The organism is Rickettsia typhi str. Wilmington, from assembly GCF_000008045.1.
GTDB classification, from domain to species: Bacteria; Pseudomonadota; Alphaproteobacteria; order Rickettsiales; family Rickettsiaceae; genus Rickettsia; species Rickettsia typhi.
This window is the reverse complement of sequence record NC_006142.1, coordinates 66,282-82,156: the sequence shown is the minus strand read 5'-3', so window position 1 is coordinate 82,156 and position 15,875 is coordinate 66,282. Positions and strand designations below refer to the sequence as shown.

Here is a 15,875-nt window from a genome sequence, read left to right as displayed (position 1 = left end):
ACAATAAGAAATTATTTAATTCTTACTTATTTAAGTATATAGCGTTGTATTATTACCACTGTACTTATAAAAGTAGTTTCAGAATTTTTAAAGAAAAATTTTGTATTGTAAGTAATTATACGTTATAATTATTAGTTTATTAATTAAATAAAGTTTTGATTATGACTATTATGTCAGATAAGTGGATAAAAGACGCTGTTATCAAGCAAAGTATGATAAGACCCTTTGCAGAAAAACAGGTAAGAGTTCATAATAAAGAAAAGATTATTTCTTACGGATTATCTTCTTACGGTTATGATGCTAGAGTATCTAATGAATTTAAAATATTCACCAATATAAATTCTACTACAGTTGATCCAAAAAATTTCAGTGAAGATAATTTAGTTGATAGAGAAGTAGATGAGTGTATTATTCCGCCTAATAGTTTTGCGCTTGGTAGAACTATAGAATATTTTAAAATACCGCGTGATGTATTAGTGATTTGTGTCGGTAAGTCCACTTATGCAAGATGTGGTATAATAGTAAATGTAACACCGTTAGAGCCTGAATGGGAAGGACATGTAACTTTAGAGTTTTCTAATACTACTCCATTACCTGCTAAAATATATGCAAATGAAGGTGCTTGTCAGTTTTTATTTTTAAAGAGTGATCAAATTTGTGATACTTCATATGCCGAACGACAAGGCAAATATATGAAACAAGTAGGTGTAACTTTACCGTTAACATAACTTATTTTATGCAGAAACCTATTCGCAATTTTAATTTTAAAGCTCATTAAAATCTTTTTAGTGAGAAATAATGAAGTTTTTTGAATAAAAATCTTATTAATTTTTGCTTTCAAAATTTTTAATTATTAGTCAAAATAAAATCGTGAACAGGCTCTAAAAATTATGTTAAATTTTTAATAAGGATTTTTATGAGTACAATAAACAGTGATACTAGTGAGGCAATGCCTCATATTTCCGTTAATGCACAATATATAAAAGATTTATCTCTTGAGAACCCTTCTGCACCGTCTTCTCTTGCGGCTTTAGATCAACGTCCTCAAATTGATTTATCGCTAGATATAAATATTACTAATTTATCAGACGAAAATTTCTATGAAGTAGAGTTAAATATTGAAGCAATTGCAAGAAATGAGAAATATAAATTATTTCAGATAGAATTAAAATATGCTGGAGTATTTAATTTAATTAATATTGATTCTGAACAACATCCAATTTTATTATCTGTTCATTGCCCAGCAATGATATTTCCATTTGCTAGAAAAATTATAGCTAGTTGTACTCAAGATGCAGGATTTCAGCCTTTAATGATTGATCCTATCGATTTTGGAGCATTATATCATAAAAAAATGTCAGAGCATCAAAACTAATAAATTACTTAATATATGTATTGTTTTTGCAATTAAAGATAATAGTAAAAATTTTATAATTTGATTAAATATTCTTTACTTATATTATTAATGAACGTATAAAGCACTAGATAAAAAATTATAATTTAGTTAATAATTATTAACTAAATTATTATCAAATTTGAATTTTATGGAGAAAAATAATGAAAGTGTTATTGATTGAAGACGAATCGGAAATGGCTAACTTAATTGAGATCACTTTAGCTTCAGAAGGGATAGTTTGCGATAAAGCTTCAGTTGGTGTAGAAGGTTTAAGACTTGGTAAAATTGGTATCTATGATCTAGTAATTTTAGATCTTATGTTACCAGACATTAATGGTTTTGAGATATTACTAAGATTACGTGCGGCAAAAATAAAAACTCCCATCTTAATTTTATCTAGTTTAACCGATACTGATCAAAAAATTACAAGTTTCTCTTCCGGTGCTGATGATTATTTAACTAAACCATTTGTCCGAGAAGAATTAATTGCTAGAATTAAAGCTATAGTTAGACGTTCTAAAGGACATGCGGCATCAGTATTTAGGTTTGATAAGGTGAGCGTCAACCTTGATACTAGAAGTGTAGAAGTTGATGGAAAAAAAATACATTTGACAAACAAAGAATATTCTATTTTAGAGTTATTAATAATCAGAAGAGGCACTATCTTAACTAAAGAAATGTTCTTAAATCACTTATATAGTAGTGTTGATGAACCGGAAATGAAAATTATTGACGTATTTATTTGTAAACTTCGTAAAAAGTTAAGTGATGCTGCTGGCGGTCGAGATTATATCGATACAGTATGGGGACGCGGTTATATGCTAAAAGAATATGATGAATTACAACAAAAAGAACTTTTAGCACAAGGAGCATAATTAATGCCTTTATCCACTTCTTTACTCGGTAAAAAAAGTACTTATAAAGATAGTTATGATGCAACTTTATTATTTAAAATTCCACGTATAAATAATAGGAATGTACTTGGAATAAATAATAATCTTCCGTTTTACGGTGTAGATATTTGGAATACATATGAGATATCTTGTCTTAATAAGAATGGAAAACCATTGGTTGGAATAGGGACTTTTTATATACCAGCGGATTCCGAAAATATAGTAGAATCAAAATCATTTAAATTATATCTCAATTCTTTTAATAACTTTATTGTTAAATCAATAGAAGAATTAGAACAAATTATATTGCAGGATCTAAGTAATGTTACATGCGCTAAAGTAACAGGACGAATATTCCCTATAAATACCAAAATAGAATTTGGTATTCCAAGTGGGAAAAATATAGATAATTTAGATATAGTGTGTAATAATTACGGTCCACCAGATAATAGTTTAATTGAGTATGAAGATGTTTTAGTAGAAGAAGAGATTCATTCTAATTTACTTAAATCAAATTGCTTAGTAACCGGACAACCAGATTGGGGTACAATAGTTATAAAATATAAAGGAAAAAAGTTAAAATATGATTCTTTTCTAAGGTATCTCATATCTTTTAGAAATTGTAACGAGTTTGCAGAACAGTGTGCTGAGCGTATTTTTATAGATATAAAAAATGCTATAAATCTTGATTTTCTTTCTATTTATATAGTATATACTAGGCGTGGAGGAATTGATATTTGTCCTTATCGTTCTACAGATAAAAGTTATGCTTTACCTAGCAATAAGCGATTTATTAGACAATAATCACTTTTTTAAAATTCATTTGTCAATATGATATTTTTGATGTGTAGTCGTTTTTACATAAATACCGGATCGTCCATTGTGAGGAAATAGAAAACATACTATTAATATGAGTTTGAGTGACATGCAATAGATTAAGCAATAATATCTTTTAAGCAAAATGATATTGTAATCAATAAAATTAATTTATGATTCTTTTATAGAATTTTGTGGAAGCTTGATGTTTTCTACTATTTTATTTAAGTCGATTTGACTACAGATACCAAGTAATACAGGATCACGAGGACGAATAGAATGCATATTCCAATGGTTACGAGTTCTAATAGCATCTATAGTAGCTTTAGTCGTACCTATTAATTTAATTATTTGATGATCCTGGATATTCGGATAATTAGACAATAACCAATATATCGCATCCGGTTTATCTTGACGTCTTGCTATAGGAATATATTTAGCGCGATGTTTTTTCTGATTTTGCATCAATTCATCAGCAGGACTATATGAAATTTGTAAATTAGTGTTAGGATCTTTACTGCAACGCTCAATTTCCTCTAATGTTAGCTGACCATTTGCAATTGGATTTAAACCTTTTATAGATTGCGCTACTTCACCATCAGCCATACCTTTGATTTCAAATTCATGAATGCCACAAAAATCGGCAATTTGTTTAAAGGTTAAAGAAGTATTCTCAATTAACCATATAGCTGTTGCTCTTGGCAAAAGAGGTAATGTTTTTTGTGAATTCATTATAATTGTTTTTAGCTTAATAATTTCAGAAATTATAACAAGTAGCCTTGTTTAAGTCAATCTTCATTTAAAAACTTAACTATCTCATCAACTACTTTCTTAGCATCACCAAATAACATAAAAGTCTTATTATGATAAAACAGTTCATTTTCTATACCTGCATATCCTGAAGACATAGAGCGCTTAATAAACAAAATAGTACGCGCTTTTTCAACATCGAGTATAGGCATACCGTAAATTGGACTATTGGGATCATTTTTAGCAGAAGGATTAGTTACATCATTTGCACCAATGACAAGTACCACATCAGTAATAGCGAAATCTCTATTAATCTCGTCAAGCTCAAGTACCTTCTCATAATCTATATTAGCTTCTGCAAGTAAAACATTCATATGCCCTGGCATTCTACCTGCTACTGGATGTATGGCAAAACGTACGTTAATATCTGAACGTTCTAATATATCAACCATCTCTTTTATACTATGTTGAGACTGGGCTACTGCCATACCGTAACCTGGAACAATTATCACAGATGATGCATTAAGTAGTAAATGTGCTGCATCCTCAGGAGAACTTATTTTTGCTATTTTATCATCAAATATATCTTTGTTAATTCCAGTAGGTTGTGGTAAAAATGCTCCAAAAATCACCTTAATTAATGATCGATTCATCGCTTTGCACATTATATAGCTAAGTATAGCTCCACTACTACCGATTAATGATCCAGTAATAATAAGTAGGCTATTGCTAAGAGTAAATCCTATACCCGCTGCGGCAAAACCTGAATAAGAGTTTAGCATAGATACTATAACAGGCATATCTGCACTACCTACTGGTATTATTAGTAATACGCCGCTTAACAGAGATAATAATACTATTAGATTAAATAAGCAGATATTTTCTGAGCGTATAAAAGATACTACTATAATCACTAATATTATTGCTGCGAATAAACATATATATTGTTGGCCATAGAATTTAAATTGGTTACTTTTTATTAAACCTTGTAGCTTTAAAAAGGCTACAATAGAACCGCTAAAAGTTAAAGCACCGATAGAAACTCCAATAGACATTTCTATTAATGAGTTAATCGGTAAACTGCCTGATATTCCTATAGAAAAATTTTCAGGAGCAAGCACCGTAGCGTACGATACAAATACTGCAGCAAGACCGACAAAAGAGTGAAAACATGCTACTAATTGAGGAATTACGGTCATAGAAATTTTAAGTGCAATAATCCCACCAATAATCCCGCCAACTAATATAGTTGTTATAATCTGTAATTTATGAGTAAAATCTGGCAGACAAAAAGTAACACCAACTGCTATCACCATTCCTAAAATACCTATGCTACTACCTAAACGTGCTTGTTTCTGTGAGGATAAGAATTTGAGTGACAGAATAAAGCAAACAGCTGAAAGTAAGTATAATAACTGGATAATTTGTAGGGACATAGGTAAATTTATTTAATTTGGAAACATCATTATGAGTAAATGTATGTTGCGTATCAACCTAATAATAACAAAATCCTAAGATTACTGCGTCAATTACTTAGTAATTTTCTTAGAAAAACTAGAAATAGTTAAAAAGTAAATCCTATACCTATTGAAACTATTAAAGGATTGAGTTTCACTTTAGAAGTGACTTTTTTATTACCTACTAAATTTGATTTATATTCAAGTTTAGGCTTTAAGAAAAATTGTCTGACGTCAATATTGATTAAAGTATCATCTTTAGCATAGAAATCTACACCTATTTGTCCTACTGCGTTGTATCCGTTTCTAATTTTAAGGCCAGTAGCTTGCGTCAGCATATAAGAACCGTGATAACCTATACCTATATATGGTCTTATTCCTCCATAAGGAGCTATATGGAATTGGCCGGTAAGTGTCGCAGGAATCATGTAAATAGGTTTGTGTTTTCCTAATTTTACATTATTAATACCATAATTATGAGCAACTGCTGCAAGTGATGTATATTTAGTACGCAAAACATTAAAGCCAAGTGATAATTCAGCAGCTAAATAATTATTAAAAAATATAGTAGTGGATGCATCACCACCATAACCGTTTTTTGCAATTTCTCCTACTGAAACAGGTTGAACGGAGCTATGTGTTGGCAATCCTTTTTGCTTAGCACTTGCAAAAATACCTCCTAGACGCATCTTAAAAACTAAACTTCCTTCATTTTCGTAATAAGTGCTGTCATAGCTAGTAGCAGTATCTACATTATCGTACATGTTTTTAGCATGACTATTAATAGTTATGCTAGATATAAATAAAATTACACATAATTTTTTTAACATATTAATGATAACCTATTACTTGCTTAAAATTTATTGTCGATTATTATATAAAAATTTTTATTTATATTTCATGTCATAAATGATAGAATTCTTTTATGTTAAAAGTCAAGACATTTTAAGTAAAATTATAGAAATACTAATTAATGAATGATGCATTAAAAACATATTTAAAAGGCATATGTTGGTTTTTACTTAGTTTAGTAACTAGTAGTGTAAATGATGTGATATCTAAATATCTTGGGACTCGTTTACATAGCTTTGAAGTAGCTTTTTTCCGGTTCTTGTTCAGTAGCATAGTTTTACTACCTTTTGTTGTTTATTACGGTAAAAGTACTTTAAAAACAAGGCATCCTGTTATTCATGTATTAAGAGGATTATTATTATTCTTTGGTATGACTTCATGGACTTACGGTCTTACCATAGCACCAGTTACTACTGCAACCGTCATAAGTTTTTCTATTCCTTTATTTACTTTAATACTTGCCGTATTCATTCTCAATGAAAATATTATTTGGCAAAGATGGGTAGTGACTGTAGTAGGATTTATAGGGCTTGTTGTTATGCTTAAACCACATACCAAGGATTTTAACCCTGAAATTTTATATTTGATATTAGCTGCTATTTCATTTGCTATGCTTGATATTATTAATAAAAAATTTGTTGTAAAAGAATCAATGTTGAGTATGCTATTTTATTCGGCAATAGTAACTGCTATAGTGTCGCTACCAGTGTCGATGGAGTATTGGATAACCCCTAGTAGTTTTGAATTAACTTTATTATTTGTACTTGGCAGTAGTGGAAGCTTTATATTATTCTTCCTGCTTAAAGCTTTTACTATGGTAGATGCAACTGCTACAGCTCCTTATCGATATTTAGAGTTAGTGATTTCAGCAATAGCAGCATATTTCATATTTAACGAGTTTCCAGATAAAAGCACTGCTCATGGAGCAGTGATAATCATTCCTGCAACCTTATTTATAATGTACTCCGAAAAAAAATCTATGAGCAGTAAACATGAATCGCAGTAAGCTAGTATTTTCAAGCAGTATCGCTAATACTTTTGAATGGTATGATTATGTATTATTTAGTTATTTTGCACCAATAATAGGAGCAAAATTTTTCCCGAATGATGATGTTAATACTTCTTTATTGCACGTTTTTTCTGTATTTGCTATAGGTTATTTAGCAAGGCCGTTGGGCGGCATATTTTTTGGTGTTATCGGTGATAGATTTGGACGAAAAGTAGCTTTAACTAGTGCGTTATTTTGTATGTCTGCCCCAACCGTATTAATAGGAATGTTACCGACATACAATACTATCGGTATAACTGCGACTATTGTAATGATTTGTGTACGCATTCTACAAGGATTATCAATGGGAGGTGCTTTGACCGGCTCTATTTCCTTTGTTATTGAGCATACTAACCATAAATACCGAGGTTTAATTTGTAGTATTTCAATGTCTAGTATATGCTCTGGTTTGTTATTTGGATCTATTGTTTTTTATATCGTAAAGAATATCTTAACAGCTGCACAATTTGATAATTTTGGTTGGAGAATACCTTTTTTGATTGGGTTTTTTATTATTTTTGCAGCATTTTATATTAAAAAAAATACACATGAAACTCCAAGTTTTAAACATATAAGAGATCAGCAACAGATTTTACAATCACCGTTAAGGAAAGTTGTTATCAATCATTGGTTTGATATATTAATCTCGATTTTTATCAATGCACCTGGTTCTATAATATTTTACCTCGCAACCATTTACTTAGTATCATTTTTTAAAATTATCCGTAATTTTACTGAAAATGAGGTAAATAATCTTGCTAGCATATGTTATGTGATTATGATAATTGTAACTTTATTAAGCGGTTATCTATCAGACATTATAGGCCGAAAGAAAATTTTTCTAATTAATCTGATAATAATTATTGTAACAACGCCGTTTTTACTTAGAAATTTTGAGAATGGTGATTTCACAAGCGTAATTATTTCACAATTTATACTTACTATACTTGCTGCTAGCTATATTGGTCCTGAACCAGCATTACAAGCAGAATTTTATCCTACAAATATACGTAACACTGCGCTCTCTATTTCATATAATACTGCTACAAGTATTTTTGGTGGTACTACTCCTCTTATTTTTGAGTATTTAGTACAAAAAACGGGACATGTAACCTTTACAGTTTTTTATGTTATATTAAGCTGTATTTTTGCATTATTTGCATTATCTTTCTACAAAAATAGAAGTTTAGATAAAATATGATAAAGTAAATGAATTTAAAATTCTTCTTGATTTAATATCAAATATATGGGAAAAAGAGTTTGAAATAAAAATTTATTACAAATAATAAATTTTTGTATCTAAAAGAACGAAAATAAATTAATTTAATTTCATATAGTTTGCTACTATAGCTCAGAGGTAGAGCACTTCATTGGTAATGAAGAGGTCGTGGGTTCAATTCCCACTAGTAGCACCACGAAAAATATTTATATTATGTTAGACATACTTCTTTTTGTACATATTACTATTTCAATACTACTAATTATAGTGATTCTGATGCAGCGTAGTGGTTCTGGTGGAATTAGTGGTATAAGCGGTGATAACAATATGGGTGTAGTAAGTGCTAAAACAGTTGGTAACTTTCTTAGCAAAAGTACTATAATACTTACAACATTATTTTTAATAAATGCAATAATACTTGCTAATCTTTCTTCAAAAAAAAAATCTAATTTAGTTTCTAAGATTAATGAAATTGAAGAAAATCAAACAGACAATAGTTTACCTATAGCTAAATAGTGATAGCTTTATTTTATTGTTTTTATTGTTATACAGATAATCAGGACAGTCATTGTGAAGAGCAGAGAGTAATGTAGCAATAAAAAATGTTCTGTAAATAAGAATTGAGGCGCTTTGTTGTGACATTGTTCTGCGTAATGACAAAAAAAAATCGAACAATACAACAAAACCGCATGACACAAAATTCTTTTATATCTATATAACATATCAAATGCACTTCTTATTATAATTTAAAAATTTTTGCATAGTAATATTTTTAATACTACTCAATTTATGAGCAATATTTTATCCGTTTAATAGTTACATTTTATAGTTAAGAGAGGACAATTTTTATAATTAGTAATTTTAATAGTAACTTTTATGGATAAATTAGGAAATACTATACTAATTAGTATATTAGGTTCATAATATCACTTTTCATAAAAATTTTTTAATTGGGATTATAAGCCTATTTAACTAAATTAACCAATTTTAAAAGGATAGCTATCATTTAAACTTTAGTAGTATACCGGTGATATTATTTTCAGTTGTTTATAATAAGTTTACCTATTAAGAGGTTTCATAAAATAAGGATAAGATGCTTAAAAAACTTATCCTTTATTTATTTTACAAATTAATTTTTAACTTAATAAGTCCTTGATGGCTGTGATATTTTTTATGAGTATAATAATTATACTCATAAAGCACATTTATATTTTTTATACTCATAAGTATATTATTACCGATGTTATATCCAAATTTAGGTTGTTTCGGTATAATAATAGTTTCTTGTAATGTTTGTTTTTTAAAAGTTGCTTTCGCATTAACTTTTGTATTTTTATTATTGAAGTGACGCTCAATATTACCATGAACACTTAGTGTTAATATTGTATTATTTGTGATTATTATAGGCTTAGAAACTATTTTACCACCAATACTACTTTCAAATGATTGATTTGATTTCTTTTGGATCATAAGATTTTCTATATCTATGTTATACTCTTTATAGTTGCTAGCTCTTGAATAATCATATTTAAAACCGATACTAGGAATAAAATGTAAATTGTATTTTGTACAATATTTGTAATTCAATAAAGTTTGAAAACTTAAATTATTATTTTGATATTTTCCAATTATTTTATCTAAATTTTTAGATTTATTCTTAATATAATTATAACCATAAGATACTATAGTATGTAATGAAAAACCTGGAATTAGTTCTTTTAGACCATAAATACTTAAAAGATGACCATACACTGCTGTTTTTCCTAGTTTTTTATTATATTTAATTTTGGATTCTAGATTGCTATAAGCGATGCCAATAACATCATGATTATTGATGAATTCAGCATCAGCACCGATAGTAAAACCGGTTGTACGACCTTGATATTTTGGAATGTTCTTCCAACTTCCTTGTTTGTTAACACCGTATAAGCCACTAATCCATAGCCCCCTGTTTATATTAGTTTTTTCATCACCGGCTCCTATTACAGTAACTTTTAATCTATCACTTAAAATATTATGATGAACAGGTTTGTGAAGAGTTGAAGTTGCTTTAACTAAGATTGCTACTTTCCTACTAGTGTCATCAGATACTTGTTGTCTCTGTATCGCTTCATCTTGTTCTACTATTGTTTCAGTTTTGAATGACACATCCATAGCTTCGTTTTCTTCTAAAGCTATCTCTTTTTTAAATACTTTTGTCTCTGTTTCTGCTGTTAGATCTGCAATCTTTTCTTTGTGTACAACTTCTTCTTCCGTGTCTAGACAATTATGTTCTTGCTTTTGTCGATTCTGCTCTTCGTGATGCTGACGGTTTACTTCTTCTTTTTGTTCTGCTGCCTCTTCTGAGTCTTTAAACATTACTGCCATATCTTCTAAAGATTCTGCTGCTATGTTATCTGTTTTAAATTGTTCTTGATCTTCTGTCGTTTTACTGTCCATTCCATTTGGACTATAATTAAGTGTTACTTCTTCTTTTCGTTCTGCTGCCTCTTCTGAGTCTTTAAACATTACTGCCATATCTTCTAAAGATTCTGCTGCTATGTTATCTGTTTTAAATTGTTCTTGATCTTCTGTCGTTTTACTGTCCATTCCATTTGGACTATAATCAAGTGTTACTTCTTCTTTTCGTTCTGCTGCCTCTTCTGAGTCTTTAAACATTACTGCCATATCTTCTAAAGATTCTGCTGCTATGTTATCTGTTTTAAATTGTTCTTGATCTTCTGTCGTTTTACTGTCCATTCCATTTGGACTATAATCAAGTGTTACTTCTTCTTTTCGTTCTGCTGCCTCTTCTGAGTCTTTAAACATTACTGCCATATCTTCTAAAGATTCTGCTGCTATGTTATCTGTTTTAAATTGTTCTTGATCTTCTGTCGTTTTACTGTCCATTCCATTTGGACTATAATTAAGTGTTACTTCTTCTTTTCGTTCTGCTGCCTCTTCTGAGTCTTTAAACATTACTGCCATATCTTCTAAAGATTCTGCTGCTATGTTATCTGTTTTAAATTGTTCTTGATCTTCTGTCGTTTTACTGTCCATTCCATTTGGACTATAATTAAGTGTTACTTCTTCTTTTCGTTCTGCTGCCTCTTCTGAGTCTTTAAACATTACTGCCATATCTTCTAAAGATTCTGCTGCTATGTTATCTGTTTTAAATTGTTCTTGATCTTCTGTCGTTTTACTGTCCATTCCATTTGGACTATAATTAAGTGTTATTTGTAGTGCTGCATATTTTGCTTTAGCATCCTCTAAGTTTTTCTTAGCTTGATTTATATCTTTTTGAGCATTTTCGAGTTCTGTTTTTTGTTTGATTGCATTTTTGTCTGCATCATCATCTGAATCTTCATCAGAACTATTTACCTGTCTCTTATTGGAAATAATATACTTAAATTTAATAAATTCGATTTTTTGTTTAGCATTTTCTAGTCTTTCTTGAGCATCTAGTATTTCCTTAGAAATTTGTTTATTTTCTTTCTTTTGGTTTATGTGCTCTAAAGAAGTTCTTTCAAATTTTTCTACTGCCTGTTTAGCATTTGTGATCATTTCATCTACATAGTCTTTAACAAGTTTTTCTTGTTGTTTTGCAATACCAATTTTTTTTAATTCTGCCAACAGTGTATAATATTCATGTTGTTTTGCTTTATATTGCAATGCTTCTTCAGATGAGCGGAAGTGCCCAGATTTATTTTTGTTGCTCTTTAGTGTATTAGTATGTTCATTTAGTGCAGTGAGTTCTATCATTTCTGCCGGTGATAAATAATTCTGCCAATTCTCATTTATATCATCTTGATATTTTTTAGGTATTATTTTAAACGTTTGGGCTGAATTTTTTATTAGTTCTTTTCCTTTTTCTTGCGCTAAGGCTAGTTGATCTTCAGCTTCTTTTAAATATCTTTGGTATGCTCCTGCATTTTTTTTGTCTTTTAGGAGAGTACTCATTGCACTAAATTTGGTTATTGTTTCGTTAACTGCTCTCTCTAGATCATGTTTTGTTATCATGTAAATATTGGTATTATTCAAATCATCTGCATTTTTGTTAGACTCGTCCCACTCTTTATTATTTTCATCTTGTACGTTTTGATTATTTAGATTAGGAATATTCTGACTAATCCTATCCCATACATTCAAATTTTTTGGTGTTTCTTGTTTTCTTTGTTCTACTACTTTTAGTATTGTTTCTGAATTTGATGTTCTATGTACAAGCGCCTTCTTGAGCGCATCCACAAAAGAATCACCTGCTATATTTTTATTTAATTTTTTATTATGGTTTTGCCTTTGTTCTCTTTCTATTTTTGTGATAAGCACTGTGCGTATCCTTGTATTATGAGTCAATACATCTAAGATCAACTCTTGTTGCTCTGGAGTAGTCTGTTCTAAACATTTTTCTAAAGTTTTATTTACAGTTGCATTATTTTTATTGCCATCAATATATACTATAGCTTTAGTTAAATTTTTTATTAAAACTGTTTCTTGATGTTTTTGTAATATTTTAGTTAAATCTTGTTCAGTTATAGTACCGTCATCTTTGAGAAAAATTTTCTCTAAAATTTTATTATTTAAGTTACTTACTGTTTCTCTTACTTTTTTTTCTGAAAAATGAACATTTTTTAAGTTTGTGTTGATCTTATTTTCATCAAGTATAAAACCTACTAATTGATTACTTGAAATTTCATCTAATTGCTTGGATAATTCTTTTAGTTTATCTTTTAATATTGCTTTACTATGTTCATTTAAAATCTCAGTATTTGCATTTATAAATTTCAATTGTTCTAATATATCCCCCTGTTTACTTAAAATTTTAGGTAATTCTTTAGGTATTTTTTTTAATATATCTGTCGAGGCAGTTTGACCATAGGACCCTAAAATCTCAGTATTTGCATTTATAAATTTCAATTGTTCTAATATATCCCCCTGTTTACTTAAAATTTCTTTTTTCATTTGTGCATCTAGTTGCTCTAATGATAAAAGACGCAATATTGCTTCTTCTCGAGTTTCTTCAAAAAGCTTATTTTCTAAGAAACTTCCTGTATTTTGGTTTTTATTTGTGAATTGAGCTATATAAGGATCTTGTATAACTTCTTTATATTTTTCTTTTGCCTCACTTAAGATTAAATCATCTTTTTTGCTAAAAAGGGTAAGAATTCTTTCTATATCAGCAGTAAAATATTTAAGTGTTAATTCGTCACGTACAAGAGATATTATTTTCTTTGGAAATTCTATCTTTAAATTTTGTTTACTAGTCTTAGGATTAATTAATTTAGAGTATTTTTTACCAAACTCTCCAGTAGGCGTAGGCACTTCTAATGATTGGGAAAATTGCATCTGTATATTACTAGTAGTGCAATTTTTATTGGTATGTTGTGATTGTTCTACTTTAGAACTATTTCCTAATGAATGCTTTGAGGGGGGATTTAATGATTTAAAGTTATTTAAGCCTTCTATTGGTGGAGGTGGTGGTGGAGGTGGTGGATTCCACGATGAGGCTAAGGATTCTGACATGGCTGTCAATAAATTTATTAATATAATGAAAGAATAGGTTAACAATACTGATTTTAATTTGCCTGTTATAGTCATTACTGAACCTCAATAATTATTTAAAAAACGAGGCGAATTATATAATATTTATTAAGATTTATCAAGAAAACATTATTTTTTGGTTAAAATAATTGTTAAATAAAATTAAAAATTGACTATTTTGCTAAAATGTTTTTATGAGCATTAAGATGCTGGAAGTTGAATAATTCTTGTTATGCTATTTATTGCTTTTTTTCATTTGTTATAGACTTTTTGTACTTTTATATTGAAATATGATCAATCACTGATAAGCTAAAATCTTATAGTGAAATTAATCTTTCACTTAATAAGCACTGGATGACTTTGATATTTACTATGAGAATAATAACTCAAGTAACACTTTATATATTTTATACTAATAAGATAGTATATCTTTAGGTTATTTTATATAATCATAGATTTATTGAAGTGATACTCAACAAAATATAAGACTTAAAACTATTTAATCGCCAATGCCACTTTCAAATGATTAATTTAATTTCTTATGCTGCTACATATTTTTGTTTATTCCAATATTGTTCAATTCTTATATTATTGTGTTGTATGTAACTTTAAAATCTTACTTACATTGCAGTATTTTTTGTATATCATCTCTTCCACCAATTTATTAAATTTTCTTTATGATCTCTTAGTTTTTATTGTATGAGATTTGCAGCTTCAAAATTTTAAAAATCAAGATTAGAATTCGAACTATTATAATATCTAGAATATGAATTCCATTTATATATATAGGCTATAAACAAGGAAGATAAAAAACATGAATTATTATTGAGATTATTTTCCACATGTAATATCTATGCATGCTTTTAATTTTGTCTCATCATATAAAGATTGAAGATTTTACTTCAGTCTTATTACTTAAACAGTTATCTAATGCTGCTGCTAGCACTTTTTATCTACTGTTGTAGAGCTAGTATTGCAAGTATTAATTTTTGTTACTAAATGTCTTTATCAGAAGATTTTACTAAAGTTTGTTTGTGTTGAGCTTGATTAATAAGTTCATCTTTGTATTCCTTAGTAGCTATTTGTCTATTACATGTTATCCGTGATCCCAAATTAGTATTCTGTATATATCCTTACTTACGCCAATGTTATATATGGATCATTATTTTAAAAAAGAGTGCCTAAATTATTCTGGCTTATAAATTGCAATGCGTCTTAGTCAAATAAACTCTTCTTTTGTCTAATTTTACTATTTCAATCTTAATTAATCTATTTTAGTGTCTTTTTAAGACATGTATTAATCCTTTAAAGTTGAATTATTTTGTTTTTGATTTTCTTAACATGTATCACAATGTATCCTTGAAGATGTGCTCGTATTATTTATACTGTAATTTTCGATATACAAATTACATCCTGGAATATTGTTAGTAGTATCATTGTTTTATTTAGCAGCTTATATGTTATATTAAAGCTTTTATTTGATCTATTTTCGCATTTTAATTAAGAATTTTCATTGTTATTGATACGATGTAGTATATTGCTTCACTTATATCGGCATCAAATTTTTGTTCTTGCGCTTTTTCTGTAAGGATATTATCAGTTATATATTATGTCCATAACCTATAAGTTATATTGACTTCATTACAACAAAATATATTAAACCTAGTTTAAACTCCTGTAGAAAAATGTCTATTCGCTATATTATTACCTTTTCATAATTTCAGTACCGATTGAAAAATAATCCCGTGTCTATTTATTAAGAGTGCTCATAACTTTTTGCTTTTTGTATCTAATGTCTCTGTTTATTGAGCTAAAAATATAAGAGCAATTACTGCTTTTTGTCTTTTGCTATACAATGTATGTTAATTATTTTGTATGTTAATTATTTTGTGATCTTTTTCTATATTATCATATAAATTTATTCCAA

12 protein-coding genes and 1 tRNA gene are annotated in these 15,875 nt (G+C 28.7%); 9 read left to right on the top strand and 4 right to left on the bottom strand.

From position 1 onward, the window contains the following. The first annotated feature begins 161 nt into the window (after positions 1 to 161). The 4 genes from dcd to queF all read left to right on the top strand — a co-directional run bounded on the left by dcd (position 162) and on the right by queF (position 3,093). Positions 162 to 728 carry a dCTP deaminase gene (gene dcd, locus RT_RS00315; protein ID WP_011190536.1) on the top strand — a complete coding sequence of 189 codons (567 nt, stop codon included), beginning with the start codon at positions 162 to 164 and terminating at the stop codon, positions 726 to 728. A 188-nt stretch (positions 729 to 916) separates the two neighbouring features. Beyond that, complete coding sequence (secB, locus tag RT_RS00310) at positions 917 to 1,375, top strand: protein-export chaperone SecB (RefSeq protein ID WP_011190535.1); 459 nt, start codon at positions 917 to 919, stop codon at positions 1,373 to 1,375. A 182-nt stretch (positions 1,376 to 1,557) separates the two neighbouring features. Beyond that, positions 1,558 to 2,271, top strand: coding sequence for a response regulator transcription factor CtrA (gene ctrA, locus RT_RS00305; RefSeq protein WP_011190534.1), 714 nt, complete (start codon positions 1,558 to 1,560; stop codon positions 2,269 to 2,271). Between the two features lie 3 nt (positions 2,272 to 2,274). After that, a complete protein-coding gene (queF, locus tag RT_RS00300) occupies positions 2,275 to 3,093 on the top strand; it encodes an NADPH-dependent 7-cyano-7-deazaguanine reductase QueF (protein ID WP_011190533.1) in 819 nt (272 codons plus the stop codon). A 183-nt stretch (positions 3,094 to 3,276) separates the two neighbouring features. On the opposite strand, the gene RT_RS00295 is transcribed toward queF, so the two are convergent. The 3 genes from RT_RS00295 to RT_RS00285 all read right to left on the bottom strand — a co-directional run bounded on the left by RT_RS00295 (position 3,277) and on the right by RT_RS00285 (position 6,142). Beyond that, positions 3,277 to 3,837 (bottom strand): cell cycle transcriptional regulator TrcR, encoded by a 561-nt coding sequence (locus RT_RS00295; protein WP_011190532.1) that lies wholly within the window; start codon positions 3,835 to 3,837, stop codon positions 3,277 to 3,279. A 56-nt stretch (positions 3,838 to 3,893) separates the two neighbouring features. Next, positions 3,894 to 5,291 carry an NAD(P)(+) transhydrogenase (Re/Si-specific) subunit beta gene (locus RT_RS00290; protein ID WP_011190531.1) on the bottom strand — a complete coding sequence of 466 codons (1,398 nt, stop codon included), beginning with the start codon at positions 5,289 to 5,291 and terminating at the stop codon, positions 3,894 to 3,896. 128 nt (positions 5,292 to 5,419) lie between these two features. Then, positions 5,420 to 6,142 (bottom strand): OmpW family outer membrane protein, encoded by a 723-nt coding sequence (locus RT_RS00285; protein WP_011190530.1) that lies wholly within the window; start codon positions 6,140 to 6,142, stop codon positions 5,420 to 5,422. 143 nt (positions 6,143 to 6,285) lie between these two features. Here RT_RS00285 and RT_RS00280 point away from each other — a divergent pair, with 143 nt between their 5' ends. The 4 genes from RT_RS00280 to secG all read left to right on the top strand — a co-directional run bounded on the left by RT_RS00280 (position 6,286) and on the right by secG (position 8,947). Beyond that, the gene (locus tag RT_RS00280) at positions 6,286 to 7,170 is read left to right on the top strand and encodes an S-adenosylmethionine uptake transporter (RefSeq protein ID WP_011190529.1); all 885 of its coding nucleotides are present in this window, start codon (positions 6,286 to 6,288) and stop codon (positions 7,168 to 7,170) included. After that, positions 7,157 to 8,413 (top strand): MFS transporter, encoded by a 1,257-nt coding sequence (locus RT_RS00275; protein WP_011190528.1) that lies wholly within the window; start codon positions 7,157 to 7,159, stop codon positions 8,411 to 8,413. Before RT_RS00280 ends, RT_RS00275 begins: the two co-directional genes overlap by 14 nt. Before the next feature lie 139 nt (positions 8,414 to 8,552). Continuing rightward, positions 8,553 to 8,627: transfer RNA gene (locus RT_RS00270), tRNA-Thr, on the top strand. Positions 8,628 to 8,644: 17 nt separating this feature from the next. Then, a complete protein-coding gene (gene secG, locus RT_RS00265; protein ID WP_011190527.1) occupies positions 8,645 to 8,947 on the top strand; it encodes a preprotein translocase subunit SecG in 303 nt (100 codons plus the stop codon). 606 nt (positions 8,948 to 9,553) lie between these two features. On the opposite strand, the gene RT_RS04505 is transcribed toward secG, so the two are convergent. Beyond that, complete coding sequence (locus RT_RS04505) at positions 9,554 to 13,753, bottom strand: autotransporter domain-containing protein (protein WP_318768387.1); 4,200 nt, start codon at positions 13,751 to 13,753, stop codon at positions 9,554 to 9,556. 16 nt (positions 13,754 to 13,769) lie between these two features. Between RT_RS04505 and RT_RS04570 the strand changes: the two genes are divergently transcribed. Beyond that, entirely contained in the window at positions 13,770 to 13,967 is a 198-nt protein-coding gene (locus RT_RS04570; RefSeq protein ID WP_231259237.1) for a hypothetical protein, read from the top strand. The last annotated feature ends 1,908 nt before the right edge of the window (positions 13,968 to 15,875 follow it).

Bases quoted from the DNA above. Each gene is read 5' to 3' on its own strand.
- RT_RS00275 (WP_011190528.1), top strand. From the start codon at position 7,157: ATGAATCGCAGTAAGCTAGTATTTTCAAGCAGTATCGCTAATACTTTT.
- ctrA (WP_011190534.1), top strand. From the start codon at position 1,558: ATGAAAGTGTTATTGATTGAAGACGAATCGGAAATGGCTAACTTAATT.
- RT_RS00280 (WP_011190529.1), top strand. From the start codon at position 6,286: ATGAATGATGCATTAAAAACATATTTAAAAGGCATATGTTGGTTTTTA.
- queF (WP_011190533.1), top strand. From the start codon at position 2,275: ATGCCTTTATCCACTTCTTTACTCGGTAAAAAAAGTACTTATAAAGAT.
- dcd (WP_011190536.1), top strand. From the start codon at position 162: ATGACTATTATGTCAGATAAGTGGATAAAAGACGCTGTTATCAAGCAA.
- RT_RS00285 (WP_011190530.1), bottom strand. From the start codon at position 6,142: ATGTTAAAAAAATTATGTGTAATTTTATTTATATCTAGCATAACTATT.
- secB (WP_011190535.1), top strand. From the start codon at position 917: ATGAGTACAATAAACAGTGATACTAGTGAGGCAATGCCTCATATTTCC.
- RT_RS00295 (WP_011190532.1), bottom strand. From the start codon at position 3,837: ATGAATTCACAAAAAACATTACCTCTTTTGCCAAGAGCAACAGCTATA.
- secG (WP_011190527.1), top strand. From the start codon at position 8,645: ATGTTAGACATACTTCTTTTTGTACATATTACTATTTCAATACTACTA.
- RT_RS04505 (WP_318768387.1), bottom strand. From the start codon at position 13,753: ATGCAATTTTCCCAATCATTAGAAGTGCCTACGCCTACTGGAGAGTTT.
- RT_RS00290 (WP_011190531.1), bottom strand. From the start codon at position 5,291: ATGTCCCTACAAATTATCCAGTTATTATACTTACTTTCAGCTGTTTGC.